Here is a 19020-nt window from a genome sequence, read left to right on the forward strand (position 1 = left end):
TGCTGGCACACGACCGCGGCGGCCCGGCCCGGCCGCGGACCGAATCGCGTGGTCACCCCTGGAATCAGGGCGGATGAAAGTCCCCGCATCGGTTCCCCGCGGCCGCGGGCTGCGCGAATCGGCTTTCGGAAGCCGCCATGGGAAGATGGGACGCGTGTTGCGTTGGATCACCGCCGGGGAGTCGCATGGCCGTGCGCTGGTGGCCGTGCTCGAAGGCATGGTCGCCGGCGTGGAGGTCACCTCCCTGGACATTTCGGAGCAGTTGGCCCGCCGCCGGCTCGGTTACGGCCGCGGCGCCCGGATGGCGTTCGAGCGGGACGCGGTGAGCGTGCTGTCCGGGGTGCGCCACGGCGTCACCCTGGGCGGGCCCATCGCCGTCGAGATCGGCAATACCGAATGGCCGAAGTGGGAGACCGTGATGGCTCCCGACCCGGTCGACCCCGGCGAGCTGGCCGACAGCGCGCGCAACGCCCCGCTGACCCGGCCGCGGCCCGGCCACGCCGACTACGCGGGCATGCTCAAGTACGGCTTCGACGACGCCCGGCCGGTCCTGGAACGGGCCAGCGCGCGGGAGACCGCGGCCCGCGTCGCCGCGGCGACCGTCGCCCGGTCGTTCCTGCGCCAGGCGCTGGGCGTCGAGGTGCTCTCGCACGTGATCGCGATCGGCCCGTCGGCGCCCTACGAGGGCCCGCCGCCGGGCCCGGGGGACCTGGCCGCGATCGACGCCAGCCCGGTCCGCGCGTACGACGAGGCGGCCGAAAAGGCGATGATCGCCGAGATCGAAGCGGCCAAGAAGGACGGCGACACCCTCGGCGGTGTGGTCGAGGTGGTCGCCCTGGGCCTGCCCGTCGGGCTGGGCTCGTTCACCAGCGGCGACAACCGGCTCGACAGCCAGCTCGCCGCCGCCGTCATGGGCATCCAGGCGATCAAGGGCGTCGAGATCGGCGACGGATTCGAGACCGCGCGCCGCCGCGGCAGCCGTGCCCACGACGAGATGTACCCGGGCCCCGACGGCGTGGTCCGCTCGACCAACCGCGCCGGCGGGCTCGAAGGCGGCATGACCAACGGCCAGCCGCTGCGCGTGCGCGCGGCGATGAAGCCGATTTCCACCGTCCCGCGCGCGCTGGCCACCGTCGACATGGCGACCGGCGACGAAGCCGTCGCGATCCACCAGCGCTCGGACGTGTGCGCGGTGCCCGCCGCCGGCGTGGTGGTCGAGGCCATGGTCGCGCTGGTGCTGGCCCGCGCCGCACTGCAGAAATTCGGCGGCGATTCGCTGGCCGAAACCCGCCGCAACGTCGAGGCCTATCGCCGGGCGGTCGCCGAGCGGGAATCGCCGGCCGCCCGGGGCACGGCGTGATGGCGCCCAAAGCGGTCCTGATCGGGTTGCCGGGGTCGGGCAAGTCCACCATCGGGCGCCGGCTCGCCAAGGCGCTCGACGTCGGCTTCCTCGACACCGACGCGGCGATCGAGCAACGGACCGGGCGGCGCATCGACGAGATCTTCGCCACCGACGGTGAACGGGAATTCCGGCGCATCGAAGAGGACGTGGTGCGCGCGGCGCTGGCGGACCACGACGGCGTGCTGTCGTTGGGCGGCGGCGCCGTCACCAGCCCCGGCGTCCGCGAGGCGCTCGCCGGCCACACCGTCGTCTACCTGGAGATCAGCGCCACCGAAGGCGTCCGGCGCACCGGCGGCAACACGGTGCGCCCGCTGCTGGCCGGGCCCGACCGCGCCGACAAATACCGCGCGCTGATGGCCGAACGCAGTCCGCTGTATCGCCGGGCGGCGACCATCCGCGTCGACACCAACCGCCGCAACCCCGGCGCGGTGGTCCGCTACATCGTCTCGCGGTTGCAGGCACCGGCGGGGGCGGCCACGTGAGGGCGCATGATGACCCGGTCACCATCGAGGTGGCCGTCGACCCGCCGTACCCGGTGATCATCGGCACCGGCCTGCTGACGGAGCTCGAGGAGCTGCTCTGCGACCGGCACAAGGTGGCCATCGTGCACCAACCGGTCCTGGCCGAGACCGCCGAGCTGATCCGAAGCCGGTTGGCGGACAAGGGCGTTGACGCCCACCGCATCGAGATCCCGGACGCCGAGGACGGCAAGGACCTTCCGGTCGTGGGCTTCCTGTGGGAAGTGTTGGGCCGCATCGGGATCGGGCGCAAGGACGCGTTGGTCAGCCTCGGGGGCGGCGCGGCCACCGACGTCGCCGGCTTCGCGGCGGCCACCTGGTTGCGCGGCGTCGACATCGTGCACGTGCCCACGACGCTGCTGGGCATGGTCGACGCGGCCGTCGGCGGCAAGACCGGCATCAACACCGACGCGGGGAAGAACCTGGTCGGGTCGTTCCACCAGCCGCGCGCGGTCCTCGTCGATCTGGCGACGCTGCAAACGTTGCCGCACAACGAACTCGTCGCCGGGATGGCCGAAATCGTCAAGGCGGGCTTCATCGCCGATCCGGTGATCCTCGACCTCATCGAGGCCGACCCGAAAGCCGCCGTGGACCCTTCCGGCGAGGTGCTCGCGGAGCTGATCCGTCGCGCGATCGCGGTCAAGGCGGAGGTCGTCGCCGCCGACGAGAAGGAGTCCGAGCTGCGCGAGATCCTCAACTACGGGCACACATTGGGGCATGCGATCGAACGCCGGGAGCGCTACGAGTGGCGGCACGGCGCGGCGGTATCGGTGGGGCTGGTCTTCGCCGCGGAACTGGCCCGCCTCGCCGGGCGCCTCGACGACGCCACCGCGCAGCGCCACCGCACCATCCTCTCCGCGCTCGGCCTGCCGGTCAGCTACGACGCCGACGCGTTGCCTCAGTTGCTGGAATACATGGCGGGGGACAAGAAGTCGCGCGCCGGGGTGCTGCGGTTCGTCGTCCTCGACGGACTGGCCAAGCCGGGCCGGCTGGCCGGGCCCGACCCGTCGCTGTTGGCGGCGGCGTACGCCGGACTCGCGGAGGCGCAATCATGACCACCACGGTGAACGTGATCAACGGTCCCAACCTGGGCCGGCTCGGCCGGCGCGAGCCCGACGTGTACGGCGACACCACGCACGAGCAGCTGGCGGCGCTGATCGAGCGCGAAGCCGCCGGGCTCGGCCTCAAAGCCGTTGTGCGACAAAGCGACAACGAGGCGCAGCTACTGGACTGGATCCACGCGGCGGCCGACGTGAGCGAACCGGTGATCCTCAACGCCGGCGGGCTCACCCACACCTCGGTGGCGCTGCGCGACGCGTGCGCCGAATTGAGCGCGCCGCTGATCGAGGTGCACATCTCGAATGTGCATGCGCGCGAAGAGTTTCGGCGGCACTCCTACCTCAGCCCGGTCGCGACCGGAGTGATCGTGGGGCTGGGCGTGCAGGGCTATCTGCTCGCCCTGCGTTACTTGGCCGCTGCCGGCTAGTCCTTTTTCGGCTCCTCGCGGGCCGACGGGATGACCTCGGTCTTCGGGTCGTCCTCGGTCTTGGCGATCGTCTCGGTGGGGGATTCCTCCGTGGGCATCGTCTCCGTGGGCCCCTCGCGCTCGGCGGTGGCGACAGCGGAGGTCCGCTCCTCGGTCTGGGCGCCGGCCGCGGGAATCTCACCGGTGGGCGCGTCGTCGGCGCGCACCGCGGAGAACACGTCGGTGTCGGCGCGTTCCTCGTCAGTGCCGGGCCGGCGCGGCGGGGGATTGCGGTCCACCCGCCAGCGGCCGATGGTCACGCCGATGATGCCGGGCAGGAAGACGCACAGCGCGGTGAACGCCGCGAACGTCGTCACCTCGTTGATCAGCCCACCGGTGTACAGGCCGGTGTACACCAGCGCGATCAGCCAGGAGACGGCGCCACTGAGCAGGCCCGCGACCAGGCCGGCCAGCAGCCAGGTCATCGCCAGGTCGCCGCGGCGGTCCGGATCGGGGTTGGCGATGGCGTCGGCCCGGCCGTCCAGAACCCCCCACACGGCGACCCCGATGACGAACAGCAGCAGCAGCACCACGCTGAACAAACCCGCCTGGGTCTGCCACGCGTTGATCAGCGCACCTTGGAACAATCGAACGACGACCATCGCCGCGGCGTACACCAATCCGCGCAGCATCCAGTTACTCATGGCCCAAAAGCGTAGCGAGTACCGTCAAGACCCGTGACACATTCACAGCGTCGAGACAGGCTCAGAGCGCGGCTGCAGACCAGCGGATTGGATGCGCTGCTGGTCACGGACCTGGTCAACGTCCGTTATCTCTCCGGATTCACCGGGTCCAACGGCGCGTTGCTGGTGTTCGCCGACGATCGAAGCCCCCTGCTGGCGACCGACGGCCGGTACCGCACCCAGGCCGCCGAGCAGGCGCCGGACTTGGAGGTCGCCATCGAGCGCGCGCTGGGGCGCTATTTGGTCGGGCAGGCCGCCGCGGCGGGCGCGCGAAAGCTGGGTTTCGAAAGCAACGTGGTGACCGTCGACGGATTCGACGCCCTGACCGGCGAGCTGAACGACCGGAAGGCGCCCACCGAACTGGTGAAGGCCGCCGGAACCGTCGAGGCGTTGCGCGAGGTCAAGGACGCCGGTGAGGTCGCCCTGCTGCGCCTGGCCTGCGAGGCGGCCGACGCCGCGCTCACCGACCTGGTGGCGCGCGGCGGGCTGCGGCCCGGCCGCACCGAACGCGAGGTCAGCAGGGAGCTCGAGGCCCTGATGCTCGACCACGGCGCCGACGCGATCTCGTTCGAGACCATCGTGGGCGCGGGGCCGAACTCGGCGATCCCGCATCATCGCCCCACCGACGCCGCGCTGGCGGCCGGTGATTTCGTCAAGATCGACTTCGGCGCGCTGGTCGGCGGCTACCACTCCGACATGACCCGCACGTTCGTGCTCGGCAAGGCCGCCGACTGGCAGCTGGAGATCTACCAATTGGTCGTCGACTCCCAGCGGGCCGGCCGGGAGGCGCTGCGCGCCGGCGCCGACCTGCGCGGGGTGGACGCCGCGGCCCGCCAGGTGATCGCCGACGCCGGCTACGGCGAGCAGTTCAGCCACAGCCTGGGCCATGGCGTGGGTCTGGAGATCCACGAGGCGCCGGGCATCGGCGCCACGTCCACCGGCACCTTGCTGGGCGAGTCCGTGGTGACCGTGGAACCCGGCGTCTACCTGCCCGGCCGCGGGGGCGTCCGCATCGAGGACACCCTGGTGGTGCCGGAAGAGGGCCGCGCGCAGGCCCCGGAACTGCTGACCAAATTCCCCAAGGAGCTGGCCGTTCTCTCCTAGCTCGGGGGGGGTTGCGCGCCCGAGTAAGGTCGGGGGCGTGAACGGGGTGGCACGGGGGCTGGCGCGCCTGCGGGATTTCCGGTGGGACATGTACGCCCAGCCCCTACGCGAGACACGGCTGGAGATGGACATCGTCTATTTCGCCGTGCGGCTGCCGTTCGCCAGCGGGGTGACGCTGCGCGTCCCGCTGTTGACGATGATCAAGCCGTTGGCGTCGCACGAGGAACCATCCCGGGTCGACGGACAACACGCCCACCGCTGACACGTTCCACCCGTCAGCGCCCCGACCCCGGGCCGCGGGCCCGCGCCGGCGAGCACTCTAAACTGGCCGACAAGTCACAGACAGTTCCCTAGACGACTGTCCATCCCCGAGGAGACGTACCGAACCGTGGCAAGCACTGCCGATTTCAAGAATGGACTGGTGCTGGTGATCGACGGCCAGCTGTGGCAGATCGTCGAGTTCCAGCACGTCAAACCCGGCAAGGGCCCGGCGTTCGTGCGCACCAAGCTGAAGAATGTGCTGTCAGGCAAGGTCGTCGACAAGACGTACAACGCCGGGGTGAAGGTGGAAACCGCGACCGTGGACCGGCGCGACACCACCTACCTGTACCGCGACGGCTCGGACTTCGTGTTCATGGACAGCCAGGACTACGAGCAGCATCCGCTGCCGGAGTCGCTGGTCGGCGACGCCGCCCGGTTCCTGCTCGAGGGTCTGCCGGTGCAGGTGGCGTTCCACAACGGGGCGCCGCTCTACATCGAGCTGCCGGTGTCGGTCGAGATGGAGGTCACCCACACCGAACCCGGCCTGCAGGGCGACCGGTCCAGCGCCGGCACCAAACCCGCCACCGTGGAAACCGGGGCCGAGATTCAGGTGCCGCTGTTCATCAACACCGGGGACAAGCTGAAGGTGGACACCCGCGACGGCAGCTATCTGGGACGTGTCAACGCGTGAGCCGGCCCGTTAAAGGGCGACATCAGGCTCGCAAGCGCGCCGTCGACCTGTTGTTCGAAGCCGAGGCGCGCGGATTGAGCCCCGCGGAGGTGGTCGACGTCCGCACCGGGCTCGCCGAGGCGAACCCCGAAATCGCGCCTCTGCAGCCGTATACGGCGGCGGTGGCGCGGGGCGTCGGCGAACACGCCGCACACGTCGACGACCTGATCAGCTCGCATCTGCAGGGCTGGACGCTGGACCGGCTGCCCGCCGTGGACCGCGCCATCCTGCGGGTCGCGGTGTGGGAGCTGCTCTACGCCGACGACGTGCCGGAGCCGGTCGCCGTCGACGAGGCCGTTCAGCTGGCCAAGGAGCTGTCCACCGACGACTCGCCGGGCTTCGTCAACGGGGTGCTCGGCCACGTCATGCTGGTGACCCCGCAGATCAGGGCGGCCGCCCAGGCCGTTCGCGGCGCGGCGGGTTCAGACGCCCCCGGCACAGCGGAGGACCACGGACCGCAGCCATGACCCGGTTGGAGCTGCGCCTGGTCGTTGCGGCCGTGCTGGCCGCGGCGGTGGTGGTGGGTGCCGTGGTGTGCGCCGCCTACGGGTGGACCATCGTCGCCTCGGTGCTCTCGATCTTCGCGCTGGGGGTGGGCGCCTGGCTGTATCACTGCGTCGAACGGGTGGCCGTCGCCCGCCGCATCAGCACGGTGCGTTCGGCGGCCCGGCCGCTGCAGCCGCTGCTGCCGGTGATGGCCGCGATCATGGGCCTGACGCAGGGAGTGGTGCGAGCGCTCAGCGACGTCACCGACCTGCCGTCCCGTAGCCGGGAGCTGCCCGTGCTGCGGTGGGCGGACGCCCGGGCAAACCGGCGGATGATCGAAGGTGACGAGCCCGATCGCTGATCAAGCTCAGGTGAAACGGCCACGGTCGGGACGCGGCGGGTTGACAATACGAGTTGGACTGCAGCGGCGGCGATCCGAGAAGAACAGGTGAGGTCATGATCCGATACAGCACCCAGCCGCGACGACTTCGAGTCTCCGCGCTGGCGGCGGTGGCCAACCCGTCCTACGCCCGGGTCGACACCTGGAACCTGCTCGACGACGCGTGCCGCCACCTCGCCGAGGTGGATCTGGCCGGCTTGGACAAAACCCACGACGTGGCCCGGGTGAAGCGTTTGATGGACCGGATCGCCGCCTACGAGCGCTACTGGCTGTACCCGGGCGCGGAAAACCTGGCGGTCTTCCGCGCGCACCTGGAGAGCCTGTCCACGGTGCGGCTCACCGAAGAGGTCTCCCTGGCCGTGCGGCTGCTGAGCGAATACGGCGACCGCGCAGGCCTTTTCGACACCTCGGCGCCATTGGATGACCAGGAGCTGGTGGCGCAGGCCAAACAGCAGCACTTCTACACCGTGTTGCTCGCCGACGACGCCCCCAGCACGGCGCCGGACAGCCTGGCCGAATGCCTGCGGGCGCTGCGTTGCCCGTCCGACGATGTGCAGTTCGAGATCCTGGTCGTCCCCAGCGTCGAGGACGCGATCACCGCCGTCGCTTTGAACGGGGAGATCCAGGCCGCGATCATCCGCGACGACCTGCCGCTGCGCTCGCGTGACCGGCTGCCGCTGATGAACACGCTGCTGGGGCCCAACGAGGACGCGGACGGCGTCATCCCCGACCGCGCCAACGACTGGGTGGAGTGCGGCGAATGGATCAGGGAGCTGCGGCCCCACATCGACCTGTACCTGCTCACCGACGAGTCGATCGCGGCGGGCGACGACAGCGAGCCCGACGTCTACGACCGGACGTTCTACCGGCTCAACGACGTCACCGATCTGCACAGCACGGTGCTCGCCGGGCTGCGGAATCGTTATGCCACACCGTTTTTCGACGCGCTGCGGGCGTATGCGGCGGCGCCGGTCGGCCAGTTCCACGCGCTGCCCGTCGCGCGCGGCGCCAGCATCTTCAACTCCAGGTCGCTGCAGGACATGGGGGAGTTCTACGGCCGCAACATCTTCATGGCCGAAACCTCCACCACCTCCGGCGGTCTGGACTCGCTGCTCGACCCGCACGGCAACATCAAGAAGGCGATGGACAAGGCCGCGAAAACGTGGAACGCCGACCACACCTACTTCGTCACCAACGGGACGTCGACCGCCAACAAGATCGTCGTGCAGTCGCTGACCCGGCCCGGCGACATCGTGCTGATCGACCGCAACTGCCACAAGTCGCACCACTACGGGCTGGTGCTGGCCGGCGCCTACCCGCTCTACCTGGACGCCTATCCGCTGCCGCAGTTCGCGATCTACGGGGCGGTGTCGCTGCGCACCATCAAGCAGACGCTGCTGGACCTGGAGGCGGCGGGACAACTGGACCGCGTGCGGATGCTGCTGCTGACCAACTGCACGTTCGACGGCGTCGTCTACAACCCGCTGCAGGTCATGCAGGAGGTGCTGGCGATCAAGCCGGACATCTGCTTTCTGTGGGACGAGGCGTGGTACGCCTTCGCGACGGCGGTGCCGTGGGCGCGGCAGCGGACCGCGATGGTGGCCGCCGAACGGCTCGAGCACATGCTGGCATCGCCGGAATACGTTGAGGAATACCGGAAATGGGCCGCGTCGATGGACGGGGTCGACCGGTCGGAGTGGATCGAGCGTGAGCTGATGCCCGATCCGGCGAGCGCGCGGGTCCGCGTCTACGCGACGCACTCCACGCACAAATCGCTGTCGGCGCTGCGGCAGGCGTCGATGATCCACGTCCGTGACGAGGATTTCAACGCGCTCACCCGCGACGCGTTCGGGGAGGCGTTTTTGACCCACACGTCGACCTCACCGAACCAGCAGCTGCTCGCGTCGCTGGACCTGGCCCGCCGCCAGGTCGACATCGAGGGTTTCCAACTCGTCCGGCAGGTCTACGACATGGCGCTGGTCTTCCGGCACCGGGTCCGCAAGGACCGGCTGATCAGCAAGTGGTTCCGCATCCTCGACGAATCCGATTTGGTGCCCGAGGAATTCCGGGAGTCGTCGGTCAGTTCGTACCGCGAGGTCAGGCAGGGCGCGCTGGCCGAATGGAACGAGGCGTGGCGCTCCGACCAGTTCGTGTTGGACGCGACGCGCGTGACCCTGTTCGTCGGCGCGACCGGGATGAACGGTTACGACTTCCGCGAGAAAATCCTGATGGAGCGGTTCGGCATCCAGATCAACAAGACGTCGATCAACAGCGTGTTGTTGATCTTCACGATCGGCGTCACCTGGTCGAGCGTGCACTACCTGCTCGACGTGTTGCGGAGGGTGGCAATCGATTTCGACCGCACCGAAAAGGCGGCGAGCGTGGCGGACCGGGCGCTGCAGCAACGCCACGTCGAGGAGATCACCGAGGACCTGCCGCATCTGCCCGACTTCAGCGAGTTCGACGTCGCGTTCCGGCCCGTCGACGAATGCAACTTCGGCGACATGCGGTCGGCGTTCTACGCCGGATACGAAGAGGCCGATCGCGAGCACGTGCTGATCGGCATGGCCGGCCGGCGGCTGGCCGAGGGCAAGACGCTGGTGTCGACGACGTTCGTGGTGCCCTACCCGCCGGGCTTCCCGGTGCTGGTGCCCGGCCAGGTGGTCTCCAAGGAGATCGTCTACTTCCTGGCCCAGCTCGACGTCAAGGAAATCCACGGCTACAACCCCGATTTGGGGCTGTCGGTCTTCACCGAGACGGCGCTGGCGCGCATGGAAGCGCAACGCAACGCCGCGGCGGCCGCGGTGGGCTCGGTGACCGCGGCGTTCGAGCTGCCCGCAGACGCCTCCGTCGCCTCCGGCATGAACGGGGCGCGCAACGGCGCCCCGGCGGTGCCGTCGGTCGCCGACAACACCTGACGCGCGCGTCGGGTTCTGCTCATCCAGATCGCAACACCGGCGGATCGCCGCAGGTGGCGCAATGGCGCGTCGGTCCGAGGTTTCCGCTGGTCGGGCGCGAACGGGACCCGGCGCAATGCGGCCGGGGGCCGTCGCCGACGCTGCCCGGCGGCCCGGAAAGTGCCCCTGAGCTGCGTTAGCGTGGCGGCGTGGCGCAACCAGTACCCGTCGGGGACGCTCAGGGCTCGCGGGCCAGCCGCGCCCGCCGGGTCGCCGACGTGTTGCGCCAGCAGATCCACGCCGACGCCTACCCGGACGGCCTGCCGGCCGAACTCGATCTGGCCGCCGAGTTCTCGGTCTCGCGCAACACCGTTCGCGAAGCGCTGACCGTCCTCAAGCACGAGGGGCTGATCGACCGCGGGCCCAGGGTCGGCACCCACGTCGCGCAGCGCAAGTACGCCCACGGGCTCGACGCGCTGCTGGGCCTGAAGGAAACGTTCAAGGATCTCGGCGAGGTGCGCAACGAGGTGCGGGCGGCCATGCCGGTCACCGCGCCGCCGTCGGTGGCCCGCCGGTTGCGCCTGAAACCGGGGGAGCAGGCGGTGTTCGTCGAGCGGCTGCGCTACCTCGGGGACCTGCCGCTCAGCCTGGACCTCACCTACCTCGCCCCGGACATCGGCAGGCAGGTGTTGAACCATCCCCTGGAAACCGACGACCTGTTCGCGCTCATCGAGGAGGTCAGCGGGCAGCGGCTGGGCTCGGCGGCGCTGGCGCTCGAGGCCATCCCCGCCGACGCGCACTCGGCGGCCACGCTGCAGGTGCCCGACGGCGCGGCGCTGCTGATGCTGGAGCGCCTCACCAGCCTCGCCGACGGCACCCCCGTCGACCTCGAGTACATCCGGATGCGCGGCGACCGAATCACCATGCGCGGCAATCTTGTCCGAGCCGAAACGAGGAGCAACCCATGACGCTGATCAACAACACGCGCGCGGACGTGCCGGTGACGATCGACGAGTCGCTGTGCATCGACGGCTGCACGCTGTGCGTGGAGGTCTGCCCGCTCGACGCGCTGGCCATCAACCCCGAGACCGGCAAGGCCTTCATGCATGTCGACGAATGCTGGTACTGCGGCCCCTGCGCGGCCCGCTGTCCGACCGGCGCCGTCACCGTCAACATGCCCTATCTCCTTCGCTGAAAAGCGTTTATCCCCAGGATCTTCGATGAGACGACACGCCGTCTGGCCGGCGTCGGTGATGATCTCGATCGCCGCGTTCACCTCCGGGTGCTCGCTGGAATCCCTGTCGCAGTCATCCGGCGTGGTCAACGTGGTGGTGGGATACCAGTCCAAGACCATCAACACCGTCACCGCGGGCACGCTGCTGCGCGCACAGGGCTACCTCGAACACCGCCTTGCCGACATCACCACCCGCACCGGCACCAAATACGCGGTGCGGTGGCAGGATTACGACACCGGCGCCCCGATCACCGCGCAGATGCTCGCCGAGAAGATCGACATCGGCTCGATGGGCGACTATCCGATGCTGATCAACGGCTCCAAGACGCAGGCCAACCCGCTGGCCCGCACCGAGATCGTCTCCATCACCGGCTACAACCCCAAGGGCGCCCTCAACATGGTGGTGGTGACCCCGGATTCGCGCGCCAAGGGCCTGGCCGACCTCGCCGGCACCAAGGTCTCCGCCAGCGTCGGGTCGGCCGGCCACGGCACCCTGGTGCGCGCGCTGGGCAGGGCCGGCGTCACCGGCGTCGAGGTGCTCAACCAGCAACCGCAGGTCGGGGCATCGGCGCTGGAATCCGGTCAGGTACAGGCGCTTTCGCAATTCGTCGCCTGGCCGGGGCTGCTGGTCTATCAGGGCAAGGCCAAGCTGCTCTACGACGGGGCCGAGCTGAACCTGCCCACCCTGCACGGTGTGGTGGTGCGCCGCTCCTACGCGTCGGCGCACCCGGAGGTGCTGGGCGCCTTCCTGCAGGCGCAGTTGGACGCCACCGATTTCCTCAACGACAAGCCGCTGCAGGCCGCCCGCATCGTGGCCAAGGAAAGCGGGCTGCCCCAGGAGGTCGTCTACCTCTACAACGGTCCCGGGGGCACGTCGTTCGACACCACGCTGAAGCCGTCGCTGGTCGAGGCGCTGAAAAGCGATGTGCCGTACCTGAAGTCGATCGGTGACTTCGCCGATCTCGATGTGGCGAAGTTCGTCGTGGACGAACCGCTGCGCGCGGTGTTCACCGCCCGCGGCCTCGACTATGCGGCGTCGCGGGCCCGCACCGCCAACCCGTCGGCGCTGCGCGGCGACCCCGCGCTGGCCAGCGAGCTGTGGCTGGACGGGGCCGACGCCACGCAGACGGTCGCGACCCCGACCGCGCTGCTGCAGGCCGTGCGGGACGCGGTCAGCCGCGGAGCCAAGGTCCGCGCCGCCTACGTTCCCGACGCCGAGCTCGGCACCCGCTGGTTCGCCGACAAAGCGTTCTGGGTCAAAGACGGGCAGAACTACCTGCCGTTCGGCACCCCGGCCGGGGCGAACCGGTACCTCGCCGGTCACCCGCGCGGTGTCGCCATGGATTACCAAGAGGCACTGGGAGGTTCGGTATGACTGCCCAAGTGGTGGCCGATCAAGTCCTCGGCGTTGTCTCGACGCCCGCGGTGGCGCGGCCCCGGCGGATCGCGGCGCGGTGGCAGTCTCGGCTGCTGGGGCTGGCGTCGGTGGCCGCCGCGATCGGGGTGTGGCAGTTGCTCACCGCGGACAAGGTGCGGCTGTTGCTGCGGTTCGACACGCTGCCCACCGTCACCGAGATCGTCAACGCGCTGCACCGCCGGCTCGGCACCGGCGAGTACTGGCTCGACCTGGCGCAGTCGCTGATCCGTATCCTGACCGGGTTCGGGCTGGCCGCCGTCGTCGGCGTCGCGACCGGTGTGCTGCTGGGCCGCTCGCGGTTGTTCGCCGACGTGTTCGGGCCGCTGGTGGAGCTGGCCCGGCCCATCCCGGCGATCGCCATGGTGCCGGTGGCCATCCTGCTGTTCCCGACCGACGAGGCCGGCATCGTGTTCATCACGTTCCTGGCGGCCTATTTCCCGATCATGGTCTCCACCCGGCACGCGGTGCGCGCGCTGCCCACCCTGTGGGAGGACTCGGTGCGCACGCTCGGCGGCGGCCGCTGGCAGGTGCTCACCCAGGTGGTGCTGCCCGGCATCCTGCCGGGTGTGTTCGGCGGGTTGTCCGTCGGCATGGGCGTGGCCTGGATCTGCGTGATCTCCGCCGAGATGATCTCCGGGCGCCTGGGCGTCGGCTACCGCACCTGGCAGGACTACACCGTGCTGGCCTACCCGCGGGTGTTCGTCGGCATCATCACCATCGGGGTGCTGGGATTCGTGACGTCGGCGGCCGTCGAGTTGGTGGGCCGCCGCGTGACCCGCTGGCTGCCGCGCGCCCAGGAGGGCGCACGATGACCGCGACCAAGACCGGGATGGGCCTCGAGCTGGACCGGGTTCGCTTGTCCTACAACGGTCCTGCGGTGATCGACGACCTGAGCCTGGTGGTGCGGCCGGGCGAGATCCTGGTGCTGACCGGGCCGTCGGGCTGCGGCAAGTCGACCGTGCTGCGCGCCCTGGCCGGCCTGCTCTTACCCGACGGCGGCCGCGTGCTGGCCGACGGCGACCCCGTCGAAACCACCTCGGGCGACCGGGGAATGGTGTTTCAGGACAACGCATTACTGCCCTGGCGCACCGTGCGGTCCAACATCGAATTGGCGCTGCGCCTGCGCGGCGCACCCCGGGCCGGCCGGCGCGCCGCCGCCGAACGCTGGATCGACGAACTCGGGCTCACCGGATTCGGCAACTATTTGCCCAAGAGCCTGTCCGGCGGGATGCGCCAGCGCGTCCAGCTCGCGCGGGGCCTGGCCGGGGCGCCCCGGGCGGTCATGATGGACGAGCCGTTCGGCGCGCTGGACACCCAGACGCGGGCCGCCATGCAGCGGCTGCTGATCGACACCTGGCGCACCCACCCGACCACGATCGTGTTCGTCACCCACGACGTCGACGAGGCGCTGGCGCTGGGGGACCGCATCGTGGTGCTGGGCCGCGCCGGTGAGCCGGTGCGTGCCTCGATCGAGGTGCCGGAGCCGCGCAGCGACCGGCCACAGCAGGAGTTGCGCGCGCAGATCATCGCCGCGCTGAACCACGCGGAGGTCCCATGATGCAGATTCCCGACCCGGCGGCTCCGGTCCGGCTCGACTGTGACGTCCTGGTCATCGGCGGCGGCACCGCCGGCACCATGGCGGCACTGTCCGCCGCCGAGAACGGCGCGCAGGTGCTGTTGCTGGAGAAGGCCCACGTGCGGCACTCGGGCGCCCTGGCGATGGGCATGGACGGCGTCAACAACGCGGTGATCCCCGGCAAGGCCGAACCCGAGGACTACGTCGCCGAGATCACCCGCGCCAACGACGGAATCGTCAACCAGCGCACCATCTATCAGACCGCCACCCGCGGTTTCGCGATGGTGCAGCGTCTCGAGCGCTATGGGGTGAAGTTCGAGAAGAACGAGCACGGTGAATACGCCGTGCGCCGGGTGCACCGCTCGGGCTCGTACGTGCTGCCGATGCCCGAGGGCAAGGACGTGAAAAAGGCGCTGTACCGGGTGCTGAGGCAACGGTCGATGCGCGAGAAGATCCGGATCGAGAACCGGCTGATGCCAGTGCGGGTGCTCACTGATGGCGGCCGGGCGGTGGGCGCCGCGGCGCTGAACACGCGCACCGGCGAGTTCGTCACCGTCGGCGCCAAGGCGGTCATCCTGGCGACCGGGGCGTGCGGCCGGCTCGGGCTGCCCGCCTCGGGCTACCTGTACGGCACGTACGAGAACCCGACCAACGCCGGCGACGGCTACTCGATGGCCTACCACGCGGGCGCCGAGCTGTCGGGCATCGAATGCTTCCAGGTCAACCCGCTGATCAAGGACTACAACGGGCCGGCGTGCGCGTACGTGGCCAATCCCTTTGGCGGATACCAGGTCAACGCGCACGGCGAGCGGTTCGTGGACTCCGACTACTGGTCGGGGCAGATGATGGCCGAGGTCAAAAGCGAGATCGACTCCGCGCGCGGGCCCATCTACCTCAAGGTGACGCATCTGTCCGACGAGACGCTGACGGCGCTGGAAAACATCCTGCACACCACCGAACGGCCCACCCGGGGCACGTTCCACGCCAACCGGGGCCACGACTACCGCACCCACGACATCGAGATGCACATCTCCGAGATCGGTTTGTGCAGTGGGCATTCCGCCTCCGGCGTGTGGGTCGACGAGCAGGCCCGCACCACGGTGCCCGGCCTGTACGCCGCCGGGGACATGGCCTGCGTCCCGCACAACTACATGATCGGGGCGTTCGTGTTCGGCGACCTCGCCGGCACGCACGCCGCGTCCACCCTGGCCGACGTCGCCGCGCCGCAACGGCTTCCGCAGGACCAGGTGCGCGAGGCGCACGAGCTGATCTACCGGCCGCTGCGCCACCCCGACGGGCCGCCGCAGCCGCAGGTCGAATACAAGCTGCGCCGCTTCGTCAACGACTATGTCGCCCCGCCCAAGACGGCGGCCAAACTGTCGCTCGCGATCCGCACCTTCGAGCGGATGAGCGAGGAGATCGCCGAGATGGGCGCCCGCAACCCGCACGAGCTGATGCGCGCGGTGGAGGTGTCGTTCATCCGGGACTGCGCCGAGATGGCCGCCCGATCCTCGCACACCCGCACCGAATCGCGGTGGGGCCTCTATCACGACCGCGCCGATCTGCCCGGCCGCGACGACGCCCAGTGGGGCTACCACCTCAACCTTCGCAAGGACGCCGGCGGCGAGATGGTGTTCCTCAAGCGGCCGGTGGCGCCGTACTTCGTGCCGGTCCCGGAGCTGGACGGCCTGCCGCCCACCGACCGGACCGTGTACCCGGTGGAGGAGCCGCCGCTGATCGGCGGCCAGGCGCCCGCCACGGCGGTCTCCCGAATCACCCCGGCGACAACGGCTTTCGAGCCGCCCTCGCCCCGCATCGCCGAGGTGCTGGCGCTCGAGGAGCCGACGGTCGCCGACCTGGCGCGCTACCTGGCCGACTCCGATCCCGGCGTGCGCCGCACCGCGGTGGCCACGCTGACCGAGCACATCCCCGACGGGTACGCCCCCGCGCTGTTGGCGGCGCTGGGCGACGACGACGCGGCCGTGCGCCGCACCGGCGCCGACGGGATCCGCGAACTGGTCGAGGTGCTGCCCGAGCCCGAAAAGGCCCGGGAATACCTGGATTCGGCCGACCGCGTGGTGCGGGCGGCGGCGCTGTACGTGCTGGCGGCACGCCGCGCCGGTGACGGCGCCCACTACCGCCGCGCCCTCGCCGATGCCGATCATCGGGTCCGCATCGAGGCGGTGCGCGCGCTGGTGTCCGTCGACGACGTGCAGGGCGTCGTCGACGCCGCCGGCGACGAGAACCGGGAGGTCCGGATCGCCGCGGCCGCCGGTCTGGCGACGCTAGCGGCGGTGGCAGCCCCAGCTAGCCGGGCGGTGCGCGGGCTGGTCGCCGACACCGACCCGTTGGTCCGTGCCGCCGGCCTCGCCGCGCTGGGTGAGATTGGTTGCGGCCAAGGCGATTACGCCGCCGTCAAGCAGGCGCTAGGGGCCCCGGCCTGGCAGGTGCGCGAAGGCGCGGCGCGCGCGCTGGCCGGCGCGGCCGCGGATTTCGCGGTTCCCCAGCTGTCCGAAGCGCTTAGCGACGCGCACCTGGACGTGCGCAAGGCGGCTGTCCTCAGCCTGACGCGCTGGGCGGCCGAACCCGACGCCCGCGACGCGCTCGGGATCGCGCTCAAGGACAGCGACGCCGACGTGCGGGCCTACGCCCGCCGGGCGCTCGAGCACGACGGCTCGCTGCAGAACGGCTAGTCAGCGCAGGATCTTGGCGTAGAGGAGGCTGTCCTGCGGCTCGGGTCCCATGGTGGGGTAGACGGCGTGCCGGGCCAGCCGGCCCTCCAGGTAGAAGCCGGCGTGCTCGAGCAGGCGCGCCGAGCGTTCGTTGTCGACGCTGCAGGTGGCCCAGACCCGATACACGTCGCGATCGGCGTCGAGCGCGGTGAGCAGCATGCCGAGCACCTCCGACATCAGGCCCTTGCCCCACCACCGCCGGCCCAGGCAGTAGCCGATCTCGACCGAGTGCGCCGCCGTGCGTCGGCAGCTGGCCAGCCCGACGACCTCGCCGCGGTGCCGCAGTTCGATCACCCAGGTCTTCTCGTCGGCGGCCGCGTTGAGCTTTTCGGTGATCACCCGCCGCGTCGCCGCGACGTCGGGATGCGGTGCCCACAGCAGATACTTGGTGACCTGCGGATCGCGCGCGACCCGCTGGTACAGCGGTCCGGCGTCGTCGAGCGTGGGCAGGCGCAGGGTCAGCCGCGGCCCGTTGATGCGGTCGGGTGGGTAATCGGGCATGGCGATGCGCCCTTTAGAGGCCGAGCGCGCGGTAGGTGTTGCGGACGAATCTCGGTTGGGCCGTGCGGAGTTTGGCCAGCGACGTGTTGCCCGCGACAGCCGTGGCCGCGTCGACGGTCAGGTCCGGCAGATTCTGGATGAGGTAGATCAGGACCAGATCCGCGGTGGGATCGGCCTGCCACCAGGTTCCGTAGGCGCCGGGCCAGCTGAACGTGCCGACGCCGCCGGGTCCGAACAGCGGTGTGCTTTTTGCCGGATCGGTCACCACCGACAGGTTCAGCCCGAAGCCGCGGCCGACCCAATACGGCGCGCCGAGGAAGTTGTGCCGCTTCTGCTCGTCGGTCAGCCGGTCGGTGCGCATCAGCCGCACGGACTCCTCCGAGAGCACCCGCACCCCGTCGATCGTTCCGCCGCCGAGCAGCATTCGCACGAAGCGCAGGTAATCGTCGGCGCTCGACCACAACCCGCCGCCGGCATTGCAGAACGACGGCGGCGTGAGGTGCGGCGGGCCCATCACCCCGTGCTGCAGCTGGTGCTCGTTGGTGAGCCGGTACATGGTCGCCGCGCGCCGCCGCGCCTCGGCGGTGACGAAGAACCCGGTGTCGGTCATGCCCGCCGGCCCCAGGATCCGTTCGTCGAGAACCTGATGGAACGGCTTGCCGTCGATGCGGGAAGCGATGACGCCCAGCAGGTCGATGGAGTGGCTGTAGGTGACCCGCTCGCCGGGTTGGTGCACCAGCGGCAGCTTGGCCAGTTCGGCCAGCCACGCGTCCGGGCCCTGGTTGAACGGCAGCCGCATGTAGGCCTTGGCGATCGGGCCGGACACCGAGAATCCGTATGCCAGGCCGCTGGTATGGGTGAGTAGGTCCTCGATGAGGATGGCGCGGTTCACCTGGTGGGTGCGGTCCAACGGGCCATGCGGATCGTCGAGCACCCGCACGCCGGCCAGCTCCGGCGCCCAGCGCACAACCGGATCCTTGAGCGTCAGCTTGCCCTCGTCGACCAGGCTCATGATCGTCGCGACCGTCACCGGCTTGGTCATCGACGCGATGCGAAACAGTGTGTCCCGCTGCATCGGCAGGCCCGCGTCCACGTCGCGGTAGCCGATCTCGTTGACCTGCAGTAGTTCTCCGCGCTGCCATACCACCGTCACCGCGCCGGCGAGCAGGCCGGCGTCGCACACCTCGCGGACGGAGGCCGCGTTGCCGTCAAGGGTCGAGCGATTCACCCGGTCAGGTTAGCGGGCCGGCGCCGCCGCGCGACCGGCGCCGCCGCGCGCGGACGCGGCGCAACGCGCGCGAACGCGGCGCAACGCGCGCGAACGCGCCGTCCGATCCTCCTCCCACGCGTCACTGGCGAAGCGATGGGTGTTTTGCCCGCCTCCGAGCGACAACGGGCCGGGACGGCGGGCCGTGGCGGGTGCCGCCCGTAGCGGTGCCGCCCGTGGCGGGTGCCGCCCGGCAACTTGTCGCTGGGAGGTGGGCACACATCGTGTGCCTCCCCGGAGAGACTCGTGGGACGCGTGTGACGAGCGCGACCGGGGAGCGATGCGCG

19 protein-coding genes are annotated in these 19020 nt (G+C 70.3%); 16 read left to right on the top strand and 3 right to left on the bottom strand.

Features of this window, described 5'->3' with window-relative positions; genetic code table 11:
* Positions 1–154 precede the first annotated feature (154 nt).
* The 4 genes from aroC to aroQ are packed head-to-tail and all read left to right on the top strand — an operon-like array spanning position 155 to position 3406.
* Positions 155–1360, top strand: coding sequence for a chorismate synthase (gene aroC / locus QGN30_RS11895; protein WP_008258240.1), 1206 nt, complete (start codon positions 155–157; stop codon positions 1358–1360).
* Positions 1360–1884: a shikimate kinase gene (locus QGN30_RS11900; RefSeq protein WP_008258238.1), complete on the top strand. Its 525-nt coding sequence runs from the start codon at positions 1360–1362 to the stop codon at positions 1882–1884. Before aroC ends, QGN30_RS11900 begins: the two co-directional genes overlap by 1 nt.
* Complete coding sequence (gene aroB, locus QGN30_RS11905; RefSeq protein WP_042792045.1) at positions 1881–2975, top strand: 3-dehydroquinate synthase; 1095 nt, start codon at positions 1881–1883, stop codon at positions 2973–2975. Before QGN30_RS11900 ends, aroB begins: the two co-directional genes overlap by 4 nt.
* Entirely contained in the window at positions 2972–3406 is a 435-nt protein-coding gene (gene aroQ, locus QGN30_RS11910; protein ID WP_038536723.1) for a type II 3-dehydroquinate dehydratase, read from the top strand. Before aroB ends, aroQ begins: the two co-directional genes overlap by 4 nt.
* Here the strand turns inward: aroQ and QGN30_RS11915 are convergent.
* Positions 3403–4089 (bottom strand): B-4DMT family transporter, encoded by a 687-nt coding sequence (locus QGN30_RS11915; RefSeq protein ID WP_009955904.1) that lies wholly within the window; start codon positions 4087–4089, stop codon positions 3403–3405. The two genes, aroQ and QGN30_RS11915, sit on opposite strands and share 4 nt — an antisense overlap.
* A gap of 33 nt (positions 4090–4122) precedes the next feature.
* On the opposite strand from QGN30_RS11915, the gene QGN30_RS11920 reads away from it, so the two are divergent.
* The 12 genes from QGN30_RS11920 to QGN30_RS11975 all read left to right on the top strand — a co-directional run bounded on the left by QGN30_RS11920 (position 4123) and on the right by QGN30_RS11975 (position 16926).
* Complete coding sequence (locus tag QGN30_RS11920) at positions 4123–5232, top strand: M24 family metallopeptidase (RefSeq protein WP_038536721.1); 1110 nt, start codon at positions 4123–4125, stop codon at positions 5230–5232.
* 37 nt (positions 5233–5269) lie between these two features.
* On the top strand, positions 5270–5494 hold the full coding sequence (locus QGN30_RS11925; RefSeq protein WP_008258233.1) for a hypothetical protein: 225 nt from the start codon (positions 5270–5272) through the stop codon (positions 5492–5494).
* A 126-nt stretch (positions 5495–5620) separates the two neighbouring features.
* Positions 5621–6184, top strand: a complete 564-nt coding sequence (gene efp / locus QGN30_RS11930; protein WP_007171952.1) for an elongation factor P — start codon at positions 5621–5623, stop codon at positions 6182–6184.
* Entirely contained in the window at positions 6181–6690 is a 510-nt protein-coding gene (gene nusB / locus QGN30_RS11935) for a transcription antitermination factor NusB (RefSeq protein ID WP_008258232.1), read from the top strand. The genes efp and nusB overlap by 4 nt, the downstream gene beginning before the upstream one ends.
* Positions 6687–7070 (top strand): hypothetical protein, encoded by a 384-nt coding sequence (locus QGN30_RS11940; RefSeq protein ID WP_038536719.1) that lies wholly within the window; start codon positions 6687–6689, stop codon positions 7068–7070. The genes nusB and QGN30_RS11940 overlap by 4 nt, the downstream gene beginning before the upstream one ends.
* 95 nt (positions 7071–7165) lie before the next feature.
* Positions 7166–10027: an aminotransferase class I/II-fold pyridoxal phosphate-dependent enzyme gene (locus QGN30_RS11945; RefSeq protein WP_038536717.1), complete on the top strand. Its 2862-nt coding sequence runs from the start codon at positions 7166–7168 to the stop codon at positions 10025–10027.
* 188 nt (positions 10028–10215) lie between these two features.
* Positions 10216–10974 (top strand): GntR family transcriptional regulator, encoded by a 759-nt coding sequence (locus tag QGN30_RS11950; RefSeq protein ID WP_038536715.1) that lies wholly within the window; start codon positions 10216–10218, stop codon positions 10972–10974.
* On the top strand, positions 10971–11201 hold the full coding sequence (locus tag QGN30_RS11955; protein WP_014942483.1) for a 4Fe-4S dicluster domain-containing protein: 231 nt from the start codon (positions 10971–10973) through the stop codon (positions 11199–11201). Before QGN30_RS11950 ends, QGN30_RS11955 begins: the two co-directional genes overlap by 4 nt.
* A 25-nt stretch (positions 11202–11226) precedes the next feature.
* Complete coding sequence (locus QGN30_RS11960) at positions 11227–12615, top strand: ABC transporter substrate-binding protein (RefSeq protein ID WP_038536712.1); 1389 nt, start codon at positions 11227–11229, stop codon at positions 12613–12615.
* Complete coding sequence (locus tag QGN30_RS11965) at positions 12612–13469, top strand: ABC transporter permease (RefSeq protein WP_038536708.1); 858 nt, start codon at positions 12612–12614, stop codon at positions 13467–13469. The genes QGN30_RS11960 and QGN30_RS11965 overlap by 4 nt, the downstream gene beginning before the upstream one ends.
* Complete coding sequence (locus QGN30_RS11970) at positions 13466–14215, top strand: ABC transporter ATP-binding protein (protein WP_008258209.1); 750 nt, start codon at positions 13466–13468, stop codon at positions 14213–14215. Before QGN30_RS11965 ends, QGN30_RS11970 begins: the two co-directional genes overlap by 4 nt.
* A complete protein-coding gene (locus QGN30_RS11975) occupies positions 14212–16926 on the top strand; it encodes a fumarate reductase/succinate dehydrogenase flavoprotein subunit (RefSeq protein WP_014382838.1) in 2715 nt (904 codons plus the stop codon). The genes QGN30_RS11970 and QGN30_RS11975 overlap by 4 nt, the downstream gene beginning before the upstream one ends.
* On the opposite strand, the gene QGN30_RS11980 is transcribed toward QGN30_RS11975, so the two are convergent.
* Positions 16927–17466 (bottom strand): GNAT family N-acetyltransferase, encoded by a 540-nt coding sequence (locus QGN30_RS11980; RefSeq protein ID WP_009951758.1) that lies wholly within the window; start codon positions 17464–17466, stop codon positions 16927–16929.
* Between the two features lie 13 nt (positions 17467–17479).
* Complete coding sequence (locus tag QGN30_RS11985; protein ID WP_014380489.1) at positions 17480–18694, bottom strand: serine hydrolase domain-containing protein; 1215 nt, start codon at positions 18692–18694, stop codon at positions 17480–17482.
* Between the last annotated feature and the right edge of the window lie 326 nt (positions 18695–19020).

Source organism: Mycobacterium sp. 3-98 (assembly GCF_035918355.1).
Lineage (GTDB): Bacteria > Actinomycetota > Actinomycetes > Mycobacteriales > Mycobacteriaceae > Mycobacterium > Mycobacterium intracellulare.